This is a genomic window from Actinokineospora baliensis, from assembly GCF_016907695.1.
In the GTDB taxonomy this organism is placed as follows: domain Bacteria; phylum Actinomycetota; class Actinomycetes; order Mycobacteriales; family Pseudonocardiaceae; genus Actinokineospora; species Actinokineospora baliensis.
Window position 1 is genome coordinate 6550443 of sequence record NZ_JAFBCK010000001.1, and the last position, 24853, is coordinate 6575295.

General features: G+C 70.4%; 24 protein-coding genes. 6 read left to right on the forward strand and 18 right to left on the reverse strand.

Features of this window, described 5'->3' with window-relative positions; all coding sequences use genetic code 11:
• Positions 1 to 543: 543 nt before the first annotated feature.
• Positions 544 to 1362 carry an NAD(P)H-binding protein gene (locus JOD54_RS28945; protein WP_204455120.1) on the forward strand — a complete coding sequence of 273 codons (819 nt, stop codon included), beginning with the start codon at positions 544 to 546 and terminating at the stop codon, positions 1360 to 1362.
• Between the two features lie 23 nt (positions 1363 to 1385).
• Here JOD54_RS28945 and JOD54_RS28950 read toward each other — a convergent pair whose 3' ends face one another.
• The gene (locus JOD54_RS28950) at positions 1386 to 2141 is read right to left on the reverse strand and encodes an adenosylcobinamide-GDP ribazoletransferase (RefSeq protein WP_204455121.1); all 756 of its coding nucleotides are present in this window, start codon (positions 2139 to 2141) and stop codon (positions 1386 to 1388) included.
• Positions 2141 to 2683, reverse strand: coding sequence for a bifunctional adenosylcobinamide kinase/adenosylcobinamide-phosphate guanylyltransferase (gene cobU / locus JOD54_RS28955; RefSeq protein WP_204455122.1), 543 nt, complete (start codon positions 2681 to 2683; stop codon positions 2141 to 2143). The genes JOD54_RS28950 and cobU overlap by 1 nt, the downstream gene beginning before the upstream one ends.
• Before the next feature lie 51 nt (positions 2684 to 2734).
• On the opposite strand from cobU, the gene cobF reads away from it, so the two are divergent.
• Positions 2735 to 3514 carry a precorrin-6A synthase (deacetylating) gene (cobF, locus tag JOD54_RS28960; protein WP_204455123.1) on the forward strand — a complete coding sequence of 260 codons (780 nt, stop codon included), beginning with the start codon at positions 2735 to 2737 and terminating at the stop codon, positions 3512 to 3514.
• Here the strand turns inward: cobF and JOD54_RS28965 are convergent.
• Positions 3503 to 4456, reverse strand: coding sequence for a LysR family transcriptional regulator (locus tag JOD54_RS28965; protein ID WP_204455124.1), 954 nt, complete (start codon positions 4454 to 4456; stop codon positions 3503 to 3505). The two genes, cobF and JOD54_RS28965, sit on opposite strands and share 12 nt — an antisense overlap.
• A gap of 161 nt (positions 4457 to 4617) precedes the next feature.
• On the opposite strand from JOD54_RS28965, the gene JOD54_RS28970 reads away from it, so the two are divergent.
• The gene (locus JOD54_RS28970; RefSeq protein ID WP_204455125.1) at positions 4618 to 5604 is read left to right on the forward strand and encodes a M64 family metallopeptidase; all 987 of its coding nucleotides are present in this window, start codon (positions 4618 to 4620) and stop codon (positions 5602 to 5604) included.
• Positions 5605 to 5654: 50 nt separating this feature from the next.
• Here JOD54_RS28970 and JOD54_RS28975 read toward each other — a convergent pair whose 3' ends face one another.
• The 14 genes from JOD54_RS28975 to JOD54_RS29040 all read right to left on the reverse strand — a co-directional run bounded on the left by JOD54_RS28975 (position 5655) and on the right by JOD54_RS29040 (position 20027).
• Positions 5655 to 6599: a helix-turn-helix domain-containing protein gene (locus tag JOD54_RS28975; RefSeq protein WP_204455126.1), complete on the reverse strand. Its 945-nt coding sequence runs from the start codon at positions 6597 to 6599 to the stop codon at positions 5655 to 5657.
• 133 nt (positions 6600 to 6732) lie between these two features.
• Complete coding sequence (locus tag JOD54_RS28980) at positions 6733 to 7746, reverse strand: prenyltransferase/squalene oxidase repeat-containing protein (protein ID WP_204455127.1); 1014 nt, start codon at positions 7744 to 7746, stop codon at positions 6733 to 6735.
• Positions 7743 to 8531, reverse strand: a complete 789-nt coding sequence (locus JOD54_RS28985; RefSeq protein WP_204455128.1) for an ECF transporter S component — start codon at positions 8529 to 8531, stop codon at positions 7743 to 7745. The genes JOD54_RS28980 and JOD54_RS28985 overlap by 4 nt, the downstream gene beginning before the upstream one ends.
• Positions 8528 to 10129: an ABC transporter ATP-binding protein gene (locus tag JOD54_RS28990; protein ID WP_204455129.1), complete on the reverse strand. Its 1602-nt coding sequence runs from the start codon at positions 10127 to 10129 to the stop codon at positions 8528 to 8530. The genes JOD54_RS28985 and JOD54_RS28990 overlap by 4 nt, the downstream gene beginning before the upstream one ends.
• Entirely contained in the window at positions 10126 to 11187 is a 1062-nt protein-coding gene (locus tag JOD54_RS28995; protein ID WP_204455130.1) for a CbiQ family ECF transporter T component, read from the reverse strand. The genes JOD54_RS28990 and JOD54_RS28995 overlap by 4 nt, the downstream gene beginning before the upstream one ends.
• Complete coding sequence (locus JOD54_RS29000; RefSeq protein WP_204455131.1) at positions 11187 to 11981, reverse strand: SCO2322-related protein; 795 nt, start codon at positions 11979 to 11981, stop codon at positions 11187 to 11189. Before JOD54_RS29000 ends, JOD54_RS28995 begins: the two co-directional genes overlap by 1 nt.
• Complete coding sequence (locus JOD54_RS29005) at positions 11978 to 12424, reverse strand: SCO2322-related protein (RefSeq protein ID WP_204455132.1); 447 nt, start codon at positions 12422 to 12424, stop codon at positions 11978 to 11980. The genes JOD54_RS29000 and JOD54_RS29005 overlap by 4 nt, the downstream gene beginning before the upstream one ends.
• A gap of 10 nt (positions 12425 to 12434) precedes the next feature.
• A complete protein-coding gene (locus JOD54_RS29010) occupies positions 12435 to 13631 on the reverse strand; it encodes a prenyltransferase/squalene oxidase repeat-containing protein (protein ID WP_204455133.1) in 1197 nt (398 codons plus the stop codon).
• A 488-nt stretch (positions 13632 to 14119) separates the two neighbouring features.
• A complete protein-coding gene (locus JOD54_RS35835) occupies positions 14120 to 15667 on the reverse strand; it encodes a fused response regulator/phosphatase (protein ID WP_204455134.1) in 1548 nt (515 codons plus the stop codon).
• Positions 15664 to 17373 (reverse strand): ATP-binding protein, encoded by a 1710-nt coding sequence (locus JOD54_RS29020; protein WP_204455135.1) that lies wholly within the window; start codon positions 17371 to 17373, stop codon positions 15664 to 15666. The genes JOD54_RS35835 and JOD54_RS29020 overlap by 4 nt, the downstream gene beginning before the upstream one ends.
• Positions 17370 to 18410: an ATP-binding SpoIIE family protein phosphatase gene (locus tag JOD54_RS29025; RefSeq protein ID WP_204455136.1), complete on the reverse strand. Its 1041-nt coding sequence runs from the start codon at positions 18408 to 18410 to the stop codon at positions 17370 to 17372. The genes JOD54_RS29020 and JOD54_RS29025 overlap by 4 nt, the downstream gene beginning before the upstream one ends.
• Positions 18398 to 18802 (reverse strand): anti-sigma regulatory factor, encoded by a 405-nt coding sequence (locus tag JOD54_RS29030; RefSeq protein WP_204455137.1) that lies wholly within the window; start codon positions 18800 to 18802, stop codon positions 18398 to 18400. The genes JOD54_RS29025 and JOD54_RS29030 overlap by 13 nt, the downstream gene beginning before the upstream one ends.
• On the reverse strand, positions 18799 to 19176 hold the full coding sequence (locus tag JOD54_RS29035) for an STAS domain-containing protein (protein WP_204455138.1): 378 nt from the start codon (positions 19174 to 19176) through the stop codon (positions 18799 to 18801). The genes JOD54_RS29030 and JOD54_RS29035 overlap by 4 nt, the downstream gene beginning before the upstream one ends.
• The gene (locus JOD54_RS29040) at positions 19173 to 20027 is read right to left on the reverse strand and encodes an STAS domain-containing protein (RefSeq protein ID WP_204455139.1); all 855 of its coding nucleotides are present in this window, start codon (positions 20025 to 20027) and stop codon (positions 19173 to 19175) included. The genes JOD54_RS29035 and JOD54_RS29040 overlap by 4 nt, the downstream gene beginning before the upstream one ends.
• Positions 20028 to 20234: 207 nt before the next feature.
• Here JOD54_RS29040 and JOD54_RS29045 point away from each other — a divergent pair, with 207 nt between their 5' ends.
• The 3 genes from JOD54_RS29045 (at position 20235) to JOD54_RS29055 (ending at position 23165) form a co-directional block, all read left to right on the forward strand.
• Positions 20235 to 20555 carry a DUF6221 family protein gene (locus JOD54_RS29045; RefSeq protein ID WP_204455140.1) on the forward strand — a complete coding sequence of 107 codons (321 nt, stop codon included), beginning with the start codon at positions 20235 to 20237 and terminating at the stop codon, positions 20553 to 20555.
• A gap of 9 nt (positions 20556 to 20564) precedes the next feature.
• Positions 20565 to 22142 carry a phytoene desaturase family protein gene (locus tag JOD54_RS29050; RefSeq protein ID WP_204455141.1) on the forward strand — a complete coding sequence of 526 codons (1578 nt, stop codon included), beginning with the start codon at positions 20565 to 20567 and terminating at the stop codon, positions 22140 to 22142.
• Between the two features lie 111 nt (positions 22143 to 22253).
• A complete protein-coding gene (locus JOD54_RS29055; RefSeq protein WP_204455142.1) occupies positions 22254 to 23165 on the forward strand; it encodes a mechanosensitive ion channel family protein in 912 nt (303 codons plus the stop codon).
• Positions 23166 to 23226: 61 nt separating this feature from the next.
• Here the strand turns inward: JOD54_RS29055 and JOD54_RS29060 are convergent, their stop codons facing one another.
• Positions 23227 to 24825, reverse strand: a complete 1599-nt coding sequence (locus tag JOD54_RS29060) for a methyl-accepting chemotaxis protein (RefSeq protein WP_204455143.1) — start codon at positions 24823 to 24825, stop codon at positions 23227 to 23229.
• Positions 24826 to 24853 lie beyond the last annotated feature (28 nt).

Below are 24853 nucleotides of genomic sequence, written 5' to 3' on the forward strand. Positions count from 1 at the left end.
TCGGTCACGCAGCGATGAACCGCCCCGGGCCGCGTCGCCCCACCGGGCGGGAAACCCATGATCAGCGGCTTGTCGGTGTCACGAAGCGGAGAGGCGGCGACGGTCGGTGACCGGCCGCGCGAGCCCGGCCCGAGGCGTGATCGAGCGGGGGCAACGGATTCACTCGATTTGACGGAAGCCACACAATCGAGCACCACAAGGATGAGTAATAAACTCCAGCGAGCATCACTGAACGCCACTTATCGACGAATACCGGGACCGAAAACCCCTCGAACGGGTTAGAGCCGAAAGGGCGACGGATGGCCGTTTCGTCCGGTGCGTGGTCGACCTGTCCACACTGGACGATCATCGACGGCGGGCGGTCTAGTGCGTTCGGACGACCCATCCGTCCCACTAGGACCGGACGTCGTTCACCGCACCGAGACCTGGCCGGGAAACCCCGGGATTAGCGAAAGCTAATTGCTCTGTGCGGGCGGGCTCCGACCGTGGCTAGCGTCGACCGGGGCTTGATCTTGGGGATCGGCCCGTGGAGGAGGGGGAACCATGCGGGTACTGGTCACCGGGGCGACGGGCACCGTCGGGCGGCACGTGGTCACCGGGCTGGTGGCGGCCGGGGTCGAGGTGCGGGCGATGACGCGGCGCCGGGCCGGGGCGGGGTTCGCCGACGGCGTCGAGGTGGTCGGCGGGGACCTGGGAGCACCGGACCCGGCCGTCTTCGCGGGCGTCGACCGGCTCTACCTGTTCACGGCGGGCAAGACGGCGACCGTGCTGGACCACGCCAAGCGGGCAGGCGTGAGCAGGGTGGTGCTGCTGTCGTCGGCGTCGGTGGGGTTCGACGACGCGCAGGTCGGCGAGTCGCACAGGGTGGCGGAGGAGGCCGTGGTCGACTCCGGTCTGGAGTGGACGCACCTGCGGCCGGGGATGTTCGCGGCGAACCTGCTGGAGTGGGCGGACTCGATCCGGGCGGAGGGCGTGGTCCGGGAGCCGCACAGGGCCGCGGCGCAGACCGCCATCCACGAGGTCGACATCGCCGAGGTCGCCGTCGCGGCGCTGCTCACCGACAAGCACGTCGGCCAGGCGTTGGCGCTGACGGGCTCCGAGGTGCTGACCAAGGTCGAACAGGCGGAGACGATCGGCGCGGTCATCGGCAAGACCGTGAGGTTCGAGGAGCTCGCGCCGGAGCGGTGGAAGGCGGAACTGCCCGCCGAGGTGCCGGGCTGGGTCGCGGACTGGCTGCTGGGCATCTGGGCCGGGGCAGCCGCCGTCCCGGAGACCCCGCTGCCCACGGTCGCCGACGTGCTCGGCAGGCCGCCGAAGACGTTGCGGGAGTGGGCGACCGACCACGCCGCCGACTTCCGGTAGTCCCGCTGGTCAGGCTCCGGTTGTCAAGCGATGGTGCAGACGATGAGGAAGGCCGTGGTGGCCGCCTCGGCGTTCGCACCGAAGACATCGCCGGTCACGCCGCCGAGGCGGCGGTGGAGGTGGCGGGTCAGCAAGACCACCACCACCGCCGCCACGGCGACCCCGGCGGGGCCGAGCAGCGGGTTCCCGGGGACCACGAAGACCCCGGCCACGCACAGCACGAACGTCCACACGATCGGCACCGCAATAGGCTGCGTGCCCGCGACCAACGCACCGAACCCGTCAGGGCGCGCTGGTGGGACGCCGTGGCGGCAGCACCAGGAGAACGCCGCGCGGCCAACGGCAAGAGCGAGAACGACAGCGGGTAGTCGTTCAGACGCACTAAGTGTCGCGAAGGCGGCTGCCTGGATTCCGATCACGATGACCAGAGCAACGGCCGCGAAGGCGCCCACGCCGCCTTCCTTCATGACCGAGAGAGCACGCTCGGGCGGGCCGTAGCAGCCGAGGCCGTCGGCTGTGTCAGCCAAGCCGTCGAGGTGCATGCCCCGTGTCATCAACGCCAGGGCACCGACCGCCAAGAGGCCGGCGATCAGCGAGGGCAGGCCTATCTCTCTAAGGCAGAACAAGAGCCCAGCTGTGAGTGCACCCAGTACCAGCCCTACGACGGGCGCGACGGCTATGGCCCACTTGCGGACCTCTGGATCAGTTCGCTGGGCAGGGACAGGTACGACAGTGAGCCAGTGGAAGGACAGCCGGAGGCCGTAAGAGAGGGAGGTCATCAGCGCAACCGCATGGGGATGCCCGCGACCAAGAGGAGCACCTCGTCGCACTGCTCGGCGAGATCGGCGTTAAGGGCGCCCAGCTCGTCGCGGAAGAGGCGCCCAGCGCTGGTAGAGGGAACGACTCCCAAGCCGACCTCCGCGGAGACCAACACCAGGCGCGCTCGGCAGGCGGCCACCGCCGCAACCAAGTCGTCGCGAGCTGCCTTCGGACGGGTCGCGCGGTCCCAGCCGGTGTCGTCGAGGGCGCCGGTGAGCCAAGTGGCGATGTCGTCGACCAGGACCGGTGGGCTGTGGAGGTGGGCTTCCCGCAGGTGGTCGCCGAGGTCCGCGGTGGCGGGGACCTCGACGGTGCGCCAGTGGGCAGGCCTGCGGGCGACGTGCTCGGCGATGCGCGCGGACCACTCGGCGTCGCCGGGGTCGCGGCGCGCGGTGGCCAGGTAGTCGACGGGGGTGTCGCCGCGCAGCAGCCCTTCGGCGTGGGCGGACTTGCCGGAGCGGGTCCCGCCGAGCACCAGCGTCCGGCGGGGCTGGGTCTGCATGCCGCCATCCTGTCATCCGGCTGTCCGAACACCGCCGGTTAGGGTCTGGGCATGGACACGAGGCGCGTGGAGATCATCGGGATCGGGGCGGGTGACCCCGGGCACGTGACGGTGGCCGCGGTGGCCGCGTTGAACCGGGCCGACGTGTTCTTCTTCCTCGACAAGCCGGACGCGGCCGGGGAGCTCTCCGACCTGCGCCAGGCCATCCTGGACGCGCACGTGCCCGGTGGCGGGTACCGGCTCGCCCGGGTGCCGGATCCGCAGCGGCTGCGCACGGAGGCCGGGTACGGCGAGGCGGTCGAGGATTGGCGCAAGCGACGCGCTGACGTGTGTGAGCGGCTGCTCGCGGAGCACTTGGCGCCTGGGGAGACCGGGGCGTTCTTGGTGTGGGGGGATCCCGCGCTCTACGACAGCATCATCTCCGTCGTGGAAGACATCCGCGCGCGAGGAACCATCGACTTCGACATAGAGGTGTACGCGGGGATCAGCAGTGTGTCCGCGCTCGCCGCTCGCTGTCACACCACGCTCAACCAGGTAGGTGGAGCGGTGCAGGTGACTACGGGACGGCGGTTGGAGCAAGCGTGGCCGGACGGGGTCGACGACGTAGTGGTGATGCTGGACGCGCGGGACGCGTACTTGGCCTACGCGGATGACCCGGACGTTCACATCCACTGGGGCGCCTATGTGGGAACAGCGGACGAGATCATCGTGTCTGGCCCTCTTACCGAGGTGGCCGAGCAGATCCGCCGAACCCGTGAGACCGCCCGGAAGGACAAGGGCTGGATCATGGACACCTATCTGCTGCGCCGTAAGAAGTCCTCAGTGGACTAGATGAGCGCGGTGACGTAGGGCGTCGAAGTGGTGTGAGTACTGCTTCGCGTAAGACCAGTAGGCCCGCATGGCGAAGTCGACGACTGAAGCCATGTGCTCGACTACCGGTCCTTCACGCCGGTAGGCCAAGACGTGGCGCATCTCGACAGGGCTGCCGGTCAACGGACGGACAACAACGCCATCCCCTGCCCTATAGACCGCTTGACACGCTGTCACTGCGCGGTTGCCAGCCACCAGATCACGGATGGACTCGGTACTCGGCGAGGTGTAGCGGACCCTGGGTGTGAACCCGGCGTGCTCACACACGACGTGGAAGCAGTCGGGCCAGCCCGCGCCGTCGGACGGCGTCATCACCCACGTGCGGTCCGCGAGTTCCGGCAGGTCTATCTCGTCGCGGTCGGCTAAGGGGTCCGATTCCGCCAGCGCTACGAAGATGGGTTCGTGAGCGATGGTGACGCACTCGATGTCGGCCGTGGATGACAGTTCGTAGCCCGGGTAGTCGACGGTGGCCACCACGTCGAGCCTGCCCGCGCAGATGAGGTCCCACAGCAGCCTGGGCGAGTACTCCATGGTCAGGCGGATCTCCACACCGGTGAGGCTCTCCACCATCCGCTCCGCGAGCCCGACCGACACGGAACCGACGGCGCCGCCCAGAGCGATCACCGGTGCGGTCGCGTCGAAGTAGCGCTCGGCGCCGCAGTGCAGGTCGGCGACGCTGTGCAGGATGGCGCGCGACCGCGACAGCACGAACTGCCCGACCACGGTCGGTTCGACGCCGCGGGCGCCCCGGGTGAACAGGGCGGTACCGATCTCGGTCTCGACGCGCCGGAGCCGGGCGGTGAGGGCGGGCTGCGAGAGCCCCAACACCGTGGCGGCCTTGGTGAGGCTGCCCGTATCGGCGATGACGCAGATCGTCCGCAGATGGCGCAACTCCAAGTCCATCCGCTGAGCCTAGGTCTGGCGCACCCGGGCGTTCAACAGATCGGGGGGTCACTCATAAAAACGGGTTATGCAAGCTGTGATTACCCGGGTGCTCGGCGTGCGGGCGACAGTGGGCGGGCTCTGCGCACGTCCCTGCGCTTCCCTGCCTGAAACGGAGCACCATGCGCACGAAATCCCTGCTCGCCGCAGCAGCGGCGGCCGGTGTCGCCGCGGCCGTCGTGGTCGCGGTGCAGCCCGCCGCCACCGCGGCTCCCCCAGCGGCGCCCGCCCCGCCCAACACGGTCGTCAAGGAGGTCTTCTCCCCAGACGGCAAGATCACCCGGGCGCGGGTGGCCGCGCCGGTGGCCACCGCCGCCCCGCTCGCCGCGGTGAGCGCCGATGTCGTCACCATCCAGAACGCGGGCCCCTCCAGTTCGAAGTTCGACCTCGTCTTCGTCGGCGACGGCTACACCGCCGCGCAGATGGCGACCTACCACCAGCACGTGGTCAACCGCTGGAACGAGCTGATCCAGGTCGAGCCGTTCAAGTCGATGAAGAACTCGTTCAACGTGTGGCAGGTCAACGTGGTGTCCACGCAGTCCGGTGTGGACAACGACCCGAGCAAGGGGGTCAGCCGCAGCACCGCGCTGGACATGTACTTCTGGTGCGGGGACATGGAGCGGTTGCTGTGCGTCAACGAGACCAAGGCCAAGCAGTACGCCGCCTTGGCGCCGGGCGCCGACCAGGTCCTCGCGGTGGCCAACAGCACCAAGTACGGCGGCGCGGGCGGCGGTGTCGCGACCTCCTCGGGCGGCAACGCGCAGTCCGGCCAGATCGCGACGCACGAGCTCGGGCACTCCATCGGCGGGCTCGCCGACGAGTACGACTACCCCAACGACCTCTACACGGGTGCGGAGCCGCGTGAGGTCAACGTCTCCACCTACACAAGTGCGACGATGTCGCGCTACCGCGTGAAGTGGTACTCCTACCTGGGCAAGACGTCCCCTGACGGCGGCGTCATCGGCACCTACCAGGGTGGCTACTACTACAAGCGCGGCGTGTACCGCCCAACGGAGAACTCGCTCATGCGCAGCCTTGGACGTCCGTTCAACCTGATCGGGTTGGACGTCATGAAGGCCGCTATCGCGCGAAAGGCTCCTGCCCGCTAGCAGCCGCCGGCCGCGGGCTCACTACGCCAGCCCGCGGCCGGCGCCTCCTCTTATTCCCATTCCCACCTGATCCCATGAACGCCTGGGGGTGCATCCGGGATGGCGATGTGAGTGGTCATGCTGGGCCCTATAGGAAGCTCGCCGTCGATAGACGACAGGCCTGCGGGGCTCTTGTAGTAGCGGTAGCACCGGACAGGAACCTGAGCGGCGTCGAACGAGACCTGTAGGACCAGTTGTCGCGCTGGGGTGCGCAGTCCGTACTGGGAGTAGTCGGTCGCGGGAGGCGGGCCTTCGTAACCGATGTCGAAGGAGTAGACGTAGGTCTCGCCCGACCTGAGGGGGTAGTCGAAGCGGAGTTCGACGGCGAGCAGTTCGCTGTCGGGGTCCGTGCGGGCTCGGGCGGGACGGCAGCACCGGGTGTCGATGACGGTGGGTTGGTGCCCTTCACCGTCTTGGGGGTGGAAGAAGCTGACCCAGCGGTCGACCCCGTTGACCCGGGCCGTGGCGACGATCTCGGTGCGCACTAGGCGCTCGGTGCGGTCCGGGCCGATGTGGACGTGCTGGTGCAGCGACATCAACGCCAGCCGGTTGTTCCCGATGAGGTCTATGCCGTCACAGGACTCTATGGCCGCCGGGGAGAGGTCCAATGCGGTGGCGAGCCCGGCCGCGGTGTCCTCCGGCGAGCGGGGACGCACCGGGGTCAGTAGCCGCTCTAAGGCGGCGCGGGGCAGGCCCAGGCTGTCTTCGAGTGCGCGCACGGCGCGGATCGACCGGTCGCCGTCCGGGCGGCGGCCGCCCCGGCGCCAGTAGCTGAGCGTCGCTTGGCTGACGGTGGCACCGCGCAGGGCAACCCGGCGCTGGACGGCTTCCAGGCTGAGGCCGCGGCGGCGGATGGCCAGGTCGAGTGCGCGGTCGAACGGTCCGGCGCGCAGCGCGGCGGCCAGCTCGGCCGACAGGTCCTCCCCGTCATCGGTGATCGACGCGGCCATCGTCACGGTGCGCTCCTCGATCGGTGCTGGTGTCCACACAGCATGGGCGCACCGCGGTTGCCCGCTCAAGGGCCGAACCCGGGAAGCAATACACCGAATTGACCTGGCCGCCGCGACGCGACGGCCAGGCAACCGGGTTTCAGCAGGCCAGCGTGGGTACCGCCGAGGTCGACCCCGCCGAGGACAGCGTCGCGAGTGGACGACCGCGCAACGCGACGACGGCCTCCGGGGTGGCCCGGGCCGCGGTGGCGGTGACGAAGCCGCTCGCGTCGTAGGCGATGGCGCCGCGGTCGGTGACCGGGCCCGCGCAGGTGACGCGCAGGTTCAGCAGAAAGCCGCGGGCGCGCAGCCCCGGCAACGGCCGACCACCCACCTGGAACGCCTGCAGGGCGAGCGCGGTGCTGTTGGCGTTCGGGGTTCCGGTGCCCGGGCCCGCGGCGACGCCGCCGCCGGGCTGCTGGCGCCCGACGAGCCAGTTCACCGCGGTGTGGACGGGGCGGCGGGCCGCGACGAGGGCTTGGACCGCGAACCCAGTGGCGTCGGTGTCGCTGACGCAGGTCGGTTGACCCAGGGCGACCGGGTAGCCACCGTCGGCGCACTGCGCGGCGACGAGGTAGTCGACGGCCTGGGTCGGCGCGCCCGCGGCGGTGCGGCTGAGAGTGACGACGGCCAGTGACTGCGTGATGGTGTTGCTGTAGTCGCCCCAGGCGGAGACGTCGGAGAACCGGCCGCTCGGCGCCTGCAGGGAACGCAGCTGAGCGATGAGGTCCACTCCGCCGAACGCGGCGGGGTTGCCGCCGCGGACCTGGACGGCCAGGGCGGTCTTGGCGGTGGCACCCGCGTAGGCGTCACCGTCAGTGCCGATGTAGCTACCGAGGTTCTCGGGACGGGCGAGCCAGTTGAGCGCGGCGGCACCGTGGCCGTTGCCCGTGCCGCTGGCCGCCAGGGCGAGCACGACGTCGATGGTGAGGCCGTGGTCGGGGTACGAGACACCGTCGAACTCGGTGACCATGTGGTCGCCGTCGACCAGTTGACGAGCGAGCCAGCCCGCGGCTGCCTGGGCCGGGACGACTGTGGGCGCGGCCGCGGCGTTGGGCACCGCGATGACCGAGACGGCGCAAGCGATCGCCAGCGCCAGGGTCCTACGTCTCATGCGAGTTCCTCTCTTGTGGGGTGGAAGCGGGCACGGCGGGCAGCTCGCCGGAACACGCGCAGCAGCACGGGTCCGGTGGCGAGCACGAGGACAACGGTGGTGATGGCACGACCGATGTCCCAGCCGAGTGAGGTGGCCAGGGAGAACAGGAAGAGCCGGGTGAGGTTGTCGGCGATCGGGTCACCGGGCACGAAGGACAGCGTCGTCCCGGACCCCAGCGCGAACGGCCAGAACGACAGGTTCAGCAGCAAGCCGTAGAGCAGTCCGGCGATGGCGCCGTAGCAGGCGAGCATGACCAGTTCGAGGCGCCCGTTCACCTTGGGCAGCAGTCCCGCGCCCAACGCGACCCAGGCGGAGCCGAGCATCTGGTAGGGCAGCCACGGCCCGACGCCACCGGTGAGCAGCGCGGAGGCGAACAGCGTCGTGTTGCCGAGGACGAACCCGAACCCCGGCCCGAAGACCCGGCCTGCCAACACCATCAGGAAGAAGATCGTCTCGATGCCCGCGGTGCCCGCGCCCAGCGGTCGTAGTGCGGCACCTAGCGCGCTTAAGACACCGAGCATCGCGACGGCTTTGGCGTCCATTCCGCCGTCCGCGAGTTCCGCGAGGACTACGGCGAGCGCGACGGGTAGGAGCAGTGCGAACACAAGAGGTGCGTCACGCCCGTGCGCGATGCCCACCCCGGGGTCGACGACTAGTGGCCAACAGAATGCGACCACGCCCATCACCGCGGAGAGCGCTAGCGCCACCGCCGACCGCGGCCCGATTCTTACCGGCGTGTTCATAGAGCCGCCAAAGCGGTCTTAACCGCAGCGACCGTGAGCCATGGCTGTGGGGCGAGAACTTTGGCAACCTGCGGCGCGAAGACCGGCGACGCGGTGACGACCTGTTCCACTGGGCCGTCCGCGACCACCTCACCATCGGCGAGGACAACAACCCGCTCCGCTGCTTCGGCGACGAACTCGACATCGTGGGTGGCAAGGACAATGGCGTGCCCTGCACGGGCGAGCGTGCGTAAGGCGTCTGCCAACCGGCTCTTAGCGGGGTAGTCCAGACCTCGGGTCGGCTCGTCTAGCAGCAAGACAGTAGGGCGTGGGGTCAACGCGATGGCGAGCACCAAGGCAAGGCGCTGTCCCTCGGAGAGATCACGCGGGTGGATGTCGTCGGGGATGCCGGGGGCCAAGTCGTCGAGCAGCACACGGCACGTGCCGTCAGGGCTCCCGGACTCGCTGTCGGCTTGCGCGCACTCCGCGGCGACGGTGTGCAGGTAGAGCAGGTCTGACGGCTGCTGGGGCACTAGGCCGATCTTCGTGCGCCGGGCCGGGGGATTGAGCGCGGCGGGGTCCTGTCCCTCGATGTCGACGGTGCCCGAGGCTCGTTTGCCGCTGCCTTGCAGAGCCCACAACAGGCTCGACTTGCCGGAGCCGTTGCGTCCCATCACCGCCACTCGCTCCCCCGCCGACACGGTCAACGTCACGTCCCGTACGGCGGGCGTCTTGCCGTACCGGACGGAGACGGCCTTCGCCGCCAAGAGCTCCCGGTCGAGCACGGCCTCGGTCACCGGCGGAATCACGTCGCGCAAACGTTCGCGCAAGGGTCCAGCGAGTCGACGAGCGTCTCGAATGGACACTGGCGGCGGGGTCCAGCCCGCGAGTTGACCCAGCCGCACCACGGGTGGCGCGACGGGAGCGTCCGCGAGAACGGGGCCGGGATCGCCGATCACCGGAGCCGCCCCACCGCCGGGTAGCCACACGACGCGGTCGGCGTACTGGGCGACGCGTTCCAGCCGGTGCTCGGCGATGACCACGGTCATGGCCAGGTCGTGCACGAGGCGGTGGACAGCGGCCAGGACGTCTTCGGCGGCTCCGGGGTCCAGGGCCGAGGTGGGTTCGTCGAGCACGAGGATCCGGGGGTGCGCGGTCAGGGCCGCGCCGATCGCCACCCGTTGCTGCTGCCCGCCGGACAGCGACGCCAGCGGCCGGTCCCGGAGGTCGGCCAGCCCCAGCAGGTCGACCGTCTCCTCCACGCGCTTGCGCATGGTGGCGGCGGGGATCGCGAGTGACTCCATCGAGTAGGCGAGTTCCTCTTCAACGGTGTCGGTGACGAAACCCGCGACGGGATCTTGGCCGACCATCCCGACCACGTCCGCCAACTCCCGCGGCGGGTTGGTGGCGGTGTCGCGCCCGTCAACGAGGACGCGGCCGGTGAGCGCGCCACCGGTGAAGTGCGGAACGAGTCCGTTGACGGCACGCAGAAGGGTGGACTTGCCCGCGCCGGTACCGCCGACGATCAGGCACAGCTCCCCTTCTGGGATCTCCAGGTCGACATCGACCAGCACGGGCACATCCGCGTAGGCGATCGTCACGTGCTCGAATCGGATCACGAGCGCGCCTCCTGGCGTGTGAGAAGCACCGGCAGCAGGGCGGCCAAGACACCGATCACGGGCACCAGCGGTACCTCCGGCGCGGACAGTGGAACGGTGGACGGGATCAGCGAGAGATCCCCGAACGCCTCCGCGAGCACTGCTGTCGCACCAGCGATCGCGCCGGAGGCAGCGATGAGAACTGACGGCACCGTCCACCGGTCGGGCCTATAGCGGGTGCGGCTCAGGCGCCGGGAACCCAGCACCAATCCGGCACCAGCGAGCACGACTCCCACTAGGAGAACCGGTACACCTACGAACGCGGGAGCCTGCGCATCTAAGAGGCCGTAAGCGCCTACGCAGAGACCTATAAGGCCGCCGAGTACGAGCACGGCTGTTGTCACGCGAGTCCGTTTCGGTAGGCCCGCGGTGCGGCCGTATCCGCGGGAGTCCATCGCAGCAGCGAGGTGCAGTGACCGGTCCAGCGCGTCTTCCAACACCGGCACGAGCAGAGTCCGCACCGCGTTGCGCCCACGGACAGCGTCACCGCGCAACGCTCTAGCCCGCCGCACCGCCCTAGCCGATACCGCGAGCTGCGGCGCCACGGTCAAAGCGACCACCACTGCCGCACTGACCTCATAGAGAGCGGCCGGGACCGACTTGAGCAGGCGGCGCGGATCAGCAAGCGCGTTGGCAGCGCCCACGCAGCAGAGAAGGGTGGCCAGCTGAAGTCCTTGGTAGAGGGCATAGAGGAGCCCCTCAGCGGTGACGGCGCCGCCCAGCCGGATCCCCTTGGCCCAATCCGGCAAGGGCACCTCGGGCAGCGTGAACAGCACTGTGGGTCCTGTGATGCCTCCGACGAGGATGGAGAACACGAGGCGGATGGCGATGACGAGGAGCCCGAACTTCAGGAACATGCCGTACGCCGAAGACCAAGGCGCGTTCGACCGGCAGTGCACGGCGACAAACCCGGCGACCGCGAGGATCACCGCCAACAGGACCGGATTGGTGGTGCGGCTGGCCGCAACCGCCAATCCGAGCGCCCACAACCACCAGGCGCCGGAGTGGGGTGGGCGCACTACTCGTCCTTGGCCCTGCGACGAGCGGTGACAGCGGCGATACCGGCGAGCAGAACAACAACAGCGCCTACGACGATCAGGGTCATAGAACCACCACCTGCCTCCTTCTGAGCCGCGGCAGGCTCAGGTTGCGGCGGCGATGGCGTCGTAGTGGACTCATGTGCCGAACTCGTCGGCGCAACACCCGCTGTCGTAGTAGTTGGCTGCGCGGTCGTCGTTGGGACAAGCGAAGCCGCCGTAGTGGCTGTGGTCGGCGCAAGCGTTGTCGTGCGAGGCGGTGCCGCTGGTGGAGCGACAGTCGGCACAGGTGCGGGCTGCGGCGGAACTACCGGCGTGTTCGGCGCGGGTTTGGCAGGCGGCGCGACACCCGGCGCCTTGCCCGCACCGTAGGACCACCCTTCGACCGTGCCTGAGGCTGGATCGCGGTTGGCCGCACCGAAAGAACTGTAGTTCCACGAGCCACCACGGTCGGCGTGCCAGTAAGACCAGTAGGCGGTCGCCGGAGGCGTGTTGACACAGGCATCGATGTCCGGCCCCGGCCGGTTGTCGATACGGCAGACGAACCCGGGCTGTCGCGTCGGGAAGGTGTAGCCGAAACCCGCTTGGGCCAACGCGGTGAGCCCGCTGTTGGGGTCGCCGGGCGCGCAGCGGGTCTGAACGCCGCCACCCAGGGAACCGAAGTCGACGACCACGGTCACCCCGGTGCTCTCACACGCCGCCGCGTTCGCGGTCGGGGCACCGACCACGAGCGCGGCGGCCGCTAAGAGGCCCGTGAGGAGGAGCCGAACGATCACGGTGCCTGCGTGGGTGCAGTGCCCGCGCCGAATGCCCATCCCTCCACGGTTCCGGGCGCGGGGTTGTAGCTACCCGCGCCGCTGCTGCTGTAAGACCACGTCCCACCCGGAGTCCCGTGCCAGTAAGACCAGTACGCCGAGACCGGCGCGCCGTTGCACGGGTTGGGCAGGGTGTTGATACGGCAGATGAAGCCCGGCTGCCGGGGGACGAACGCGTAGCTGAAGCCCGCGCCGGTGAGCGCGGTGAGCCCCGACGTCGGGTCCCCGAGCGCGCAGGCGGTCTGGACGGAGCCGCCGAGCGCGGTGAAGTCGACCACGACGGTGACGCCCGAGGTACCGGAGCAGGCGGCGGCCTGGGCCGGGGAAGCTCCCCCGGCCAGGATGGCGGCAGCGGCGAGCCCGACAGCAGAGGCGGCGGCGGTACGACGAATAGCGGTCTTCATGTTCTCCCCTTTAGCGCACGGACGGACGGCGGCGAGCGAGCACGACGAGCGCGCTACCGCTCAACAGCAACAGAACGCCGAGCCACGTAACAGAAGGACGGTAGGTGCCGGTCGCGGCGAGCGCGGGCGAGTTGCCACCCTGCGGAACCGGGTTGGTGCCGTTCCCGCCGGGGTTGACCACCGGGTCGATCGTGCTCGACGTCGTCGTGGTGGTGGTCGGGGTGGTGCAGTCCACAGTGGGCAGGGCGTTGCTCGCGCCGACCGCGCTCACCTTGGCGTAGCTGATCCCCAGGATGCCGGGGATGGCCTGGCTGGTGGCGCGAACCGCGTTCTCGCCCTGGCCCGCCGCGTAGAAGATGGCGCCCCGCACGGCTTCCGCGGCGGCGCAGCCCTGCTGGAGCCCGGTCAGGAACGTGACGGCCTTGTCGGCCTCCGCGGTCTTGGCGCCCACGCGCAGGGCCTGCGCGGCCAACCCGGTGGAGTTGGCGTTGTCCACCGAGCCGGGCAGGTTCGCCTTGAACCCGCCCGCGGCGGACTGCTTGCCCACCAGCCAGGTCACGCCCGCGTTCGCCGCGTCGGTGCTGCCCGCCGCGGCCAGCGCCTGCACCGCCATCGCCGTGGCATCCACATCGGACACGCAGGCCTCGTCGAAGTCGATCGGGAACCCGCCGTCCTGGCAGGCCGTGCCCGCGAGGAACTCGACCGCCTTGGCCGGCGCGCCGCCCGCGCGGTGCGTCGCGAGGATGCCGAGCGCCTGGCTGAAGGCGTTCGACTGGTCCGGCTGGGCGGAAGCGTCGGTGAACCGGCCCGACGGCGCCTGCAGCTCGCCGAGCTCGGTGATCAGGTCGACCTCGCCGAAGGACTTCGGGTCGAGCCCGCGGGACTCGGCGACCAGCGCCAACTTCGCCAACGGGCCCGCGTACGACTCGGCGGCACCGTCCCCCGCGTACTCCAGGACGTTGTCCGGTGTGGCCAGGAAGGCCGTCGCCTTGGCCGAGGCGTCGGTGGCGACACCGGCCGCGTCGAGGGCGAACACGACATCGGCGGTGAGACCGAAGTCGGGGAAGGTCGGGACGCTCTCGACGTGTTCACCGTTGATGAGCTGGCGGGCTAACCACCCGGCGGCGGTGTCATCGGCCGTGGCGCCCGCCTGCGCGGCGGCGCCAACCGGGCTCGTGGCGAGCGCGACGGTGATGACACTGGCCAAGACTGCTGCTCTGGGGCCAAGGCCCATGTCCAACGCCTCTCGCACGAGAGGGCGCGGCGGATCCCGGGTACCGCGCGCGGCGGAGCACCCGGGCCCCGACCCGCGGTCCTCGACGGTTCGGAGCACGCCGCGCCCCACAGGCGTTCGGGCTCGCCGCCACAAGGGCGGCCTACCGTTGCGGGCCAGCGCCGGCGTTCGACCGGACTTCCCCTGCGTGGGCGCGGCTGCTGTATCGCATCGGATCATGCCCAACGGCAACCAAACACCGCAAGATCAGCGCCGGGTAGCCGACATCACCCACCCGGACGGCCCAACGGCCGGATTTCCGGGCCCGGCCAACAAAAGCACCACAACCGGTGCCGGGGGCACGCCTGGCGGTCGACGACCGTTGGACAAATCGTGATCACACCGAGCCCGGCGCCTGCCCCGAACAGCCCAACCGGATCGGGGCCACTCGCAGCAGCCCGACCCGCCGCGCCCGCCCCGGTTCAGTCGCGGCGCAGGACCAGCAGGGCGATGTCGTCGTCCTTGTTCCGCCCGTAGGTGCCCAGCAGCCGCTCGCAGGTGGACTCCGGGTCCTCGTCCGCCCGCATCGAGGCGCGCAGGTGCTCCATGTCGGCGTCCAGGGCGGCGGTGCGGCGCTCGATCAGACCGTCGGTCATCAGCACGATCGTCGTCCCGGCTGGGAAATCGATCTCGGTCGCGGGCGGCCGCGGCGTCCGGACGCCGAGCAGTGCCCCCGGCAGACGGAGGTAGCGGGCACCGTCGGCGTCGATGACCAGCGGCGGGATGTGACCCGCGTTCGCGATAGAGGCTTTACCCGCCAGAGGATCCAGCAGCATCACGCACAACGTGGTCAGCCCCTCCGGGTGGAACCGGCGGAGCATGGCGTTGAGCCGATCAACGATAAGAGCAGGCGGGTGGCCCTCTATGGCGTACGCGCGCAGGGCGTGCCGCACCTCGCCCATGATGGTGGCGGCTTCGATCGAATGACCGGTCACATCGCCAATGGCCACCAGAATCTGGTCGCCCAACTCCGTCACTTCATAGAAGTCGCCACCGACTTGAGCGACCGTAGAGGCGGGGACGTAGCGCGCGGCCATGCGTATCCCACTGCGATGGGGTAGCCGGCTCGGCAACAGGCTTCGCTGCAGGGCCAGAGCGATGTCGTGTTCGTCCGTGAACGCCCGCAGCCCTTCAGCGGCGACCGCGGTCGTGAGTCCGATCTGGACCAGGAGATCGCGGTCCTCCTGCGCGACAACGGCCGACGCGGGCAACGCCACGCAGGTGACGGGGTGGTCAGAGCGGATGCGCGCCAAGACGACACAGGTACGGCCATCGGGCAGCGTGCGCAGCGCGGACGTCGTGTCCTCCGGGAGGGCCTCATCGGCCAAGTCCCGCAGCGGGTGCGTGGTCGACAGCACCACCGGCTCGGCCGTGCCCTCGGTGCTGCCCCACATCTCCCCGCCGTCGCGCAGTCGCACCAGGACTGTCGCCGCGCAGTCGAGGACGGCGGCGGCTCCCTGTGCGGCGGCGGTGACGAGAGCGGGGAAGGTGCGCGCGGCGTTGATCCCCAGGTTCACCGCGGTGAGCCTGCTCAGCCGGGCGGCCAACCGCTCCGCCGCGGCCCTGGCCCGGTAGTAGCGCAGCGCCGCCTTCACCGTGGCCAGCAACTCCCCCGGGTCGACCGGCTCGCTCAGGTACGCATCCGCGCCCCTGGTCAGGCCCGCGGCCCGGTCGCTCGCCTCGATCATGCTCGCCGAGACGTGCACCACCGGCAGCGCCGCGGTCGCCGGGTCGCTCTTGATCGCCTCGCACACCTCGAACCCGCTCATGTCCGGCAGGTTCACGTCCAGGATCACCAGGTCGACCGGGGTGGACCGGACCGAGGCCAACGCGCCAGCCCCGGTGTCGGCCTCGATGACCTCGTGGCCGTTGCGGCGCAGCCAGCCACCGGTGATGTAGCGGCTGGCCTCGGTGTCGTCGACGACGAGGATGCGGGCCGGTGCGTCCTGGTCGTAGCCCGCCCCGGTCACCGCTCGTGGTCCGCGGCCATGGCCCTACGGATGCCGTCGCGCACCGACTCGGTGCTCAGCTGGGACGTGCGCAGCACCACGAGGCCGCTCTGGTCCCGGTACTCGGCCGACTCCAGGGCCAGCACGGGGGTGGCGGCCAGCTTCGGTTCCCGGCGCAGCCCGGCGAGGCAGTCCTCGGCGTGCGGGGCGGCCAGGTCGAGCACCAGCAGGTCCGGCGGCTCGGCGGTCGCCATCAGGACCGCGCCCGCCCCGTCGGCGGTCTGCCGCACGGAACCGACCAGCGGGTCCATCGCGGTGCTCAGCCGGGCGCGCAGCGTGTCGTCGGCGGTGACCAGGAGCACCGACCGGGGTCGGGCGGGGGCCTCGACCGCGTCCACAGGGAGTCGCACGGTGACAAGCGTGCCCTGACCAGGCGTGCTCCGCAGATCGAGTGACCCGCCGAGCACCTCGGCCACGCCGCGCGCGTACGGCAGGCCGAGCCCGGTGCCGACCGCGCGGGCCTGCAGCGGGTTGGGCACCTGGTGGAACTCTTCGAAGACCTTGTCCAGGTGGTCGGCGGGGATGCCGATGCCGGTGTCGGCGACGGTGAAGGTCCACGTGTCGTCGTCGACGGCGGTGGTGACCCTGACCTCCCCGCGCTCGGTGAACTTGAGCCCGTTGGAGACGAGGTTGCGCAGGACGTGCATGAGCAGCATGTCGTCGGTGCGCAGTGGCGGCGCGGCGGGCGGCTCGTCGACCACCAACGCCACCTCCCCCGCCCGGGTGGCCGCGAGGAACCCGTCGCGGAGTTGGGCGAACAGCAGCCTGAGGTCGACGTCGCCGATGCGCGGCTCCAACCGGCCCGACTCGGCTTTCGCCACGTCCAGCAGGTCGTTGACCAGGGTGACCAAGCCGCCGCCAGAGGTGCTGATCAGCTCCAACTGCCTGCGCTGGTCGTCGGTGAGGGGATCGGCGCCAGGACCGAGGAGTAGCCGGGCCAGTCCGACGATCGAGTTGACCGGGGTGCGCACTTCATGGCTGACGTTGGACCAGAACCGGTTCTTGGCTTCGCTGGCCCTCTTGAGCTCGATGCTCTTCTGGTCCAGTTCCGCATAGAGGGCCACAACACCGCGGTTGGTCTCGTCCAACTCCTCGGTCAACTCGCCATAGAGGGCCAGCACGCCGCGGTTGGTCTCCTCGAGCTCAGCGTTCAAGCGCAGCAGTTCTTCTTGCTTGCGTTCCAAGCTGTCGAGCGTAAGGAGCAGTTCCTCGTTCTGGGCTCGGAGTTCATCGGCAGCGTTGCCCGGTTGGAGGCTGCCCAGTTCTTCCCGCAGCCGAGCAGCGGACGCCTTGTCCGGGAACGCAGTGCTGGCCGACAACGCCTTACGCACAAGAACAGCGACGCCGCCCCGATGTTCCTCGACCCGCACCTCGTCGAGCAACCGCTGCGCGGTCGACCACCCGGGCTCGGAAACCGGCGCGGTGGACAGTGCGGTTCGCAGCCGCACCGCGAGCGAGAGCGGCGGTCCTTCGTCGAGTTCGAACGTGACGGTGAGCGGGGCACGCCCGATGAGCAGCAACCGCCCGAGGTCACTCAGGGCCGTGGCCACGCGGATCTGGTCTTGCGCTTCCATGCCTATAGCGCGTGCGACCTCGCGTCCGCGCTGCCGCAGCAAGAACACGCCTTGCTCACCGGAAAGCGTTAGGGCCAGCAGTTCGGCGTTCACCGGCCACCCGCCCTGGCCACCACCACACTCGCGTCATCGCGACGCACCCCCGCCTCGCGCAAGAGGTCCAGGGCCATCACCAACGGCGACGCGCGCCAACGGTCGAGCGGGTCCGCCGTCCAGCGCTCGTTGAGCCCGTCCGAGTGCAGCACGACGACAGCGTCCTCGGGCAGCTCGTAGTCGAACCGGCGGATGGAACGGGCCTGGTATCCCGCGATGCCGGGCAGGGACACCATCCCGCGCTTGCGTTCGGCCACAACGGTGCCCACGATGTTGCCCACCCCCGCGAACCGCACGAGAGCCGCCGCCGGGTCCAGCTCGGCGACGGCGACCGCGCCACCCCTGGTGCCGTTCATCCCGACGTGCAACCGGCGAACCATGTCCTCCGGGGTCGTCAGGTCACCGTCGAGGAACGTTCGCACGGCCGCCTGCGACGCCGAGGCCGCCAGCGGGCCGTGGCCGGAACCGTCGCACAGCATCAGGTGCAGCTTGTCGCCGTGCTCGCGGATGGCGTAGGCGTCGCCGCAGATCTCCTCACCGTCGATCGGCCGGGTCACCCCGGTCGCGATCTCCTCGACCGGGGCGGGGCGGTCACGCCGTGGTCGCGGGTCGAAGCGGGCGGTGAGGATGGTTCCCCGACCGACCGACGAGCGGACCGCGCAGTGGTCCGACAGGCGGGTGACCGCGCCGAGCCCGATCCCCAGCGTGCCCGTGGTGGAGTGCCCGTCGCGGAAGGCCAGCTCGGGGTCGACCATGCCCGGCCCCCGGTCGACCGCGGCGACCTCGACCTGGGCGGTGTCGCCGGTGCGCAGCGCCCTCAGCAGCAGCACACCCTGGTCGGCGTGCTTGGCCAGGTTGGTCGCCAGCTCGGTCACCACCAGCGCCACCTCGGCGGCCCTGTCCGGCGGGAACGCGAGCCGCTCGGCCAGGCCGGTCACCGCGCGCCGCGCCGACCCGACCGCGCTGGTGTCCTCGACCGGCAGCCAGGCGACGTCCTCGGCGGTGGGCAGCGGATCCGCCCCGGTCACCGCGACCACTTGACCACGGTCACCGTCGTGCCGCGACCCACCTCGCTGTCGAGCTCGAACTCGTCGACGAGCCTGCGCGCCCCGCTCAGCCCGAGCCCCATGCCCCGGCCGCTGGTCCAGCCGTCGGTCAGCGCGAGGGTCAGGTCGGGGATGCCGGGGCCCTCGTCCTGGAAGCTGGCCCGCACGCCCTGGCGCCTGCCCTCGCCGAGCAGCTCCACCACCGCCGACCCGCCACCGCCGTAGGTCAGCGTGTTGCGGGCCAGCTCGCTGGTCGCGGTGACCAGCTTGGTCTGGTCCACCAGCGACAACCTGGCCCGCTGCGCGAAGGACCGCACGACCTGGCGCACCCGGACCACGTCCTCGTCGGCGGCGATCGGGATGTCCTCGCGCGCCGCGGTCACCTCGGCGCCCGCTCGCCCAGTTCGGCGAGGATCGCCAGGCCCTTCTCCAGGTCGAGGGCGGTGCGCACCTCACCGAGGGTGAGGCCCAGCTCCACCAGGGTGATGGCCACCGCGGGCCGCATGCCCACGACCACGGTGTGCGCGTCGAACAGCCGCGAGGTCGAGGCGATGGTGGCGAACATCCGGCCGATGAACGAGTCGACGATGTCCACGGCGGAGATGTCGAGGATGACGCCGTGCGCACCGGTCGCGGTGATCTTCTCGGCCAGGTCCTCCTGCAGCGCGAGCACGTCGCGGTCCTGCAGGTCGACCTGGATGGAGGCGAGCAGGACGTCGCCGATCTTGAGGATGGGGATGCGCTCCACCGCGCTCACCGGCTCCGCTGCGCGGCGACCACGTCCACGCCGGAGCGGCGCAGCGCGTGCCGCAGCGCGTCGGCCAGCGAGGCCTTGGTGGTGATGTCGCCGAACTCGATGCCCAGGCCGACGATGGTCTGCGCGATGTGCGGGCGGATGCCGGAGATGGTGCACTCCGCGCCCATCAGCCGCGCGGCCATCACGGTCTTGAGCAGGTGCTGGGCGACCTGGGTGTCGACGGCGAGGACACCGGTGATGTCGATGATGGCGTGCGCGGCGCCGGTGCTGACCAGCGACTCGAGCAGCTTCTCCATCACGACCTGGGTGCGCGCGGAGTCCAGGGTGCCCACCAGCGGCACCGCGAGCACCCCGTCCCACAGCTTGACGACCGGGGTGGTCAGCTCGAGCAGCTGCTCGGCCTGCTCGTCGATGACCTCTTCGCGGGCCTTGGCGTAGGTCTCGAAGGTCCACAGCCCCAGGTCGTCGAGCAGCAGCGAGAACGCGACGACGTCGCGCAGTCCGCCGTCGATCTCCTGGCGGTCGATCAACTCGAACAGGGCCTGCTTGAGCGCGAAGACGCCGATGGCGGTCTCGCTGGGGGTGAACCCGGCCCTGGCGCGGCGGCGGGACATGTCCGACAGCAGTGCCCTGGTCTCGGCGTAAGGGGCGGCCTGCGCGTCGCGGCTGCCGCTCTCCACTCCGGCGAGCACGGCGGTGAACAACTCGCTCAGTTCCCGCTCGAGTTCCGCGGTGCTCAACCGGCCCCGCAGCGGCGCGGCCACCAGCTCGACCCACCGGGCCGACAGCGCGGGTGCACCAGCTCGCAACAGCTCGGCGAGGTTGTCCGGACGGCCCGTCTCGATCGTCATCCTGCCTCCTAGTCGACCCGACCGGCGGAGCTTAGCGCCGGTCGGTAGAGCTTCTTCACGTTCGGGCCGCGCCGGTCTCGGAGGAGCTGCGTGCTTGTCCGGACCCGCCGGGGCCACGAGCGGGCTGTGTGCTCAACCCCGACTCGGATACGGGGAGCAGCCTAACCCGAACGTGTGACGGATCCCGGTACCGGGTAGTCACCCCGCATGGACCTCGACGGGCTGCGCGCCTTCTTGCTCGAACGCCTCACCGAAGACGAGCACCGGGCGGCTTCGGGGCGGGTCACCCAGCTCGACGAGGCCGAGCGGCTGGGCAGGCTGCGCGTGCTGCGCACCGACGACGGCCGCGGCCTGCTGCTGGCCGCTGGGCCCGTGGACACAGGTGAGCTGGTGCCATTCGCCGAGAAGGCGCCTCTTCTACGCGCGGAGATCGTTGTGGCCGATTCGGACACACTGCGCCTCTTGGCCAGCGCCTATGACGCTCACCACGGGTGGCAGGAAGAGTGGCGGGCGAGCCCACCGGCGTAGGTTGGGACGATGACCGACGCTGTCGTGATCGGTAGTGGTCCGAACGGTTTGGTCGCGGCGAACATCCTGGCCGACGCGGGTTGGTCGGTGGTGGTTCTGGAGGCCGCCGCGCAACCGGGTGGGGCCGTGCGGACAGCCGAGCTGGTGGTTCCTGGGTTCAAACACGACCTCTACAGCGCTTTCCACCCCCTAGCGGCTGCCTCTCCCGTGCTGGCGAAGTTGAACCTGGGTTCTTTTGGGTTGCGCTGGCGACATGCACCCGGAGTGCTTGCTCATGTACTGCCGGATGACCGTGCCGTATTGCTGTCGCGTGACGTTGACCGCACTGCGGAGTCAGTGGGTTCCTTCGCCGCTGGCGATGCTGCTGCGTGGCGGGCCGAGTACTCCCGGTATCAAGATGTGCGAGATGACCTCTTGGGGGCACTGCTCACCCCCTTCCCCCCGGTGCGAGCCGGACTGGGGCTGTTGACGACCCTCGGAGTCGGTGAAGCGCTACGAGCCGCGCGGGTCGCGACTATGCCCGTCCGCAGGTATGGCGAAGAGCTCTTCGCGGGTGAGGGCGCACGGGTCTTGTTGGCGGGCAACGCGATGCACACCGACCTCGGCCCCAACCAGGCCGGGAGCGCGGTCTTCGGGTGGCTGCTGGCGATGCTCGGTCAAGACGTCGGTTTCCCGGTGCCGGAAGGTGGAGCCGGTTCGCTCACCGCCGCGCTCGTACGACGCCTGGAGTCGCTCGGCGGAAGGGTGGAGTGCTCGCGGCGCGTGACACAGGTGTTGGTGGTCAAGGGAAAGGCCGTCGGCGTTGTCGCGGGTGGGGATCACATCCGCGCGCACAAGGCCGTCTTGGCCGATGTACCCGCACCCGCCTTGTACCGGGAGCTCCTCGACCCGGGCCTGCTCCCCCCGAGCCTCCGTTCCGACATCGCCAAGTTCGACTGGGACGACGCCACCATCAAGGTGGACTGGGCGCTGTCGAGCCCCATCCCTTGGCGCTCCGCCGAGGCCGCCGCGGCCGGGACCGTCCACTTGGGAGTCGACGCGGACGGCTTGGTCCAGGTCGACGCCGACCTGGGACGGGGTCGAGTGCCCGAGCACCCGTTCTTGCTCCTGGGCCAGATGACGACCGCGGACGCCACCCGCTCCCCCACCGGGACCGAGTCGGCCTGGCTCTACAGCCACGTCCCCCGCGGCGGCGATTGGCCCCGCGAACGCCTCGAGTCGTGGGCCGACGGCGTGGAGGCGATCGTCGCCAAGCACGCCCCGGGCTTCCAGGACCTCGTCCTGGGCCGGGTCGTCTCCGGCCCCGCCGACCTCCAGCGCACCAACCCCAGCGTCGTCGACGGCGCCACCAACTCCGGCACCGCGGGGATCCACCAGCAGCTGGTGTTCCGGCCCACCCCGGGTCTCGCCCGCGCGGACACCGTCGTCGAGCGCCTGTTCCTGGCCAGTGCGTCGGCCCACCCCGGCGGCGGGGTGCACGGCGCGGCCGGGGCGAACGCGGCGCGCGCGGCCCTGGCGAGCCAGTCCTGGTACGGGCCGGTGTACCGGTCGGGTATGCGCGGACTGCACCGGGCGATCCACCACTGAGACTCCCCGCGTCCACACGGGTCACCCGGTCGTGTGGGGTGGCGGGCGTGAGCGGGGTGGGCGGGTCATCATCGGTGACCTGAGTTGCCCACCGAGTGCGAGGAGTAGCCGATGGCCGTGTCCGATGTGGCCGCCGTCGACGTCGGGGCGGGGTTCTCCGACGCATGGCGGATGGTGATCACCTTTGTGCCGAGGCTGGTCGGGTTCGTGCTCGTCCTCGCGATCGGCTACGTGGTGGCGCGGGTCGTCGCCAAAGCCGTGGCGCGGGTGTTGGGGCGGGTCGGGTTCGAGCGGGTCGTGGAGCGCGGGGGCATCCGCCAGGTGCTAGCCCGGTCCCGGTTCGAGGCCTCCGACATCATCGCCAAGCTGGTGTACTACGCGATCCTGCTGGTGACGCTGCAGATCGCGTTCGCGGTGTGGGGGGCCAACCCGGTCTCGGCGCTGCTGAGCGACATCGTGGCGTGGCTGCCCAAGGCCGCGGTGGCGATGCTCATCGTGGTGGTCGCGGCGGCGATCGCGCGCGGTGCGCGGGACTTCATCACCGCGGTGCTCGGCGGGCTGTCCTACGGCCGCACCCTGGCCAACATCGCCTCGGTCTTCATCGTCGCGCTGGGGATCATCGCCGCGCTGAACCAGATCGGGGTGGCGACCACGGTCACCATGCCGGTGCTGATCACGGTGCTGGCGACAGCGGGCGGCATCGCGATCGTCGGCGTCGGCGGTGGACTGGTCCGGCCGATGCAGCGGCGCTGGGAGGGCTGGCTGGACCGGGCCGAGCACGAGATCCCGAAGATGCGCGAGCACATGGAGGCCCACCCGGTCACCAAGGAGCCCGCACACGCCGGTGCCCCGGCCCAGGCATGGGAGAACATGGACCCGCGCCAGTTCCCGCCGATGCCACCGCCCGCAGGCCCCTACGGCGGACCGATGACGGGCACCGGCCAGATGCCCATGCCCCCGCAGCAGGGCTACCACCCCTACGGCCAGATCCCGCCGTACGGGCAGGCACCACCGAATCGCTGAGACTGCAACGCCACGAGGGCGCCATCCACAGATGGCGCCCTCGTGGCGTTTCTACAGACTCTTAGACGCGGAAGCGGGTCACCGCGCTGTTGAGCTCGCCCGCCATGGTGGCCAGGGAGTCGGCGGTCTCGCGGGACGCGCCGACCGTGTCGCTGGTCGAGGACGCGGCGTCGGCGACGTCGGTGACGGTCCTGGCGATGGCGTCGGCGCCCGCGGCGGCCTCGGAGACGCTGCGGCTCATCTCGCTGGTGGTCGCGGTCTGCTCCTCCACCGCCGAGGCGATGGTGTTCTGGTAGTCGCTGATGCGGTGGATGATCTGCGAGATCCGCTCGATCGCCCCGACCGCCGAGGACGTCTCGCCCTGGATGGTCTGCACCCGGGTCGCGATGTTCTCGGTGGCCTTGGCCGTCTCCTGCGCGAGGTCCTTGACCTCGCTGGCGACCACGGCGAAGCCCTTGCCCGCGTCACCGGCGCGGGCGGCCTCGATGGTGGCGTTGAGCGCCAGCAGGTTGGTCTGCTCGGCGATCGAGGTGATCACCTTGACGATGTTGCCGATCTCGGTGGACGACTCGCCCAGCTTGCCGACGATCTCGGTGGTCTCCTGCGCCGAGGCGACCGCGTCCGAGGCGACCCGGGCCGCGTCGGAGGCGTTGGAGGCGATCTCGCGGATCGAGGCGCCCATCTCCTCCGAGGCGGTGGCCAGGGTCTGCACGTGCAGCGACACGTCCTGGGCGGCCTGGCGGACCGCACCGGCGCGGTCGGCGGTCTGCGCGGCACCGTGGGCGAGGATGTCGCTGGCGGCGGCCATGTCGCGCGAGGACCCGGTCAGCGCGGCGGCGTTGGAGTTGATGGTGCGCACGGTGTCGAGCATGCTGTCGGTCGCCCGGTTGAGCGCGGAGGCCATCTGGCCGACCTCGTCGGTGCTGGACACGTCGGCGCGGCGGGTGAGGTCGCCGTCGGCGACGGCCTCCAGCACCGAGGTGACCCGGCGCAGCGGGCGGGTGACGGCGGCGGCGACCCGCCAGGCCAGCAGCAGCCCGAGCAGGAGGCCGAGGCCCGCGCCGCCGAGGATGAGCGCGTTGGTGCGGCTACCGGTGTCGGCGACGTCGGTGGCGGCGTTGGCGGCGGCGGTCGCCTGCGCGGTGGTGAGGGTCTCGAACTGCTTGTCGAGGGTGGTGGTCAGCTCGTCGGCCTTGTTGTAGCCGTCCCAGAAGGCGTCGAGGTTGTTGGTGTCGGCGGCGGGGAGGATCTCCTTGTCGCGGACGTCCAGGTACGACTTCCAGGTGTTCTGCAGGGCGGTGAGGGTGGCCGGGTCGGCGGTCTCGCCCGCGTAGGTCTTGAAGGAGGCCGCGATCTGCGCGTCGAGCTCCTGCATCGAGGCCTTGTTCTTCGGGCGCCACTCGGCGTCGGACATGTAGTAGTTGAGCATGAAGTTGCGGTCGGTGAGGATGTCGGCCCGGATCTTGGCCAGGGTCTGCGTGGCGTGCACACCGCGGTCGTAGACCGTGCGCGCGCCGTCGGTCAGCTGACCCGACCCGTTCAAGCTCAACACCACGACGGCGCCGAAGGCCACCAGGACCACCGCCACCGCACTGAAGATCTTCGCGGCCACCGGGAGGTTGTTGAACCGTCCTAGCCCACCGCTACGCCCTGCCGCCATCAGCCGACCCTCCGTTGGTTGTTTCCCG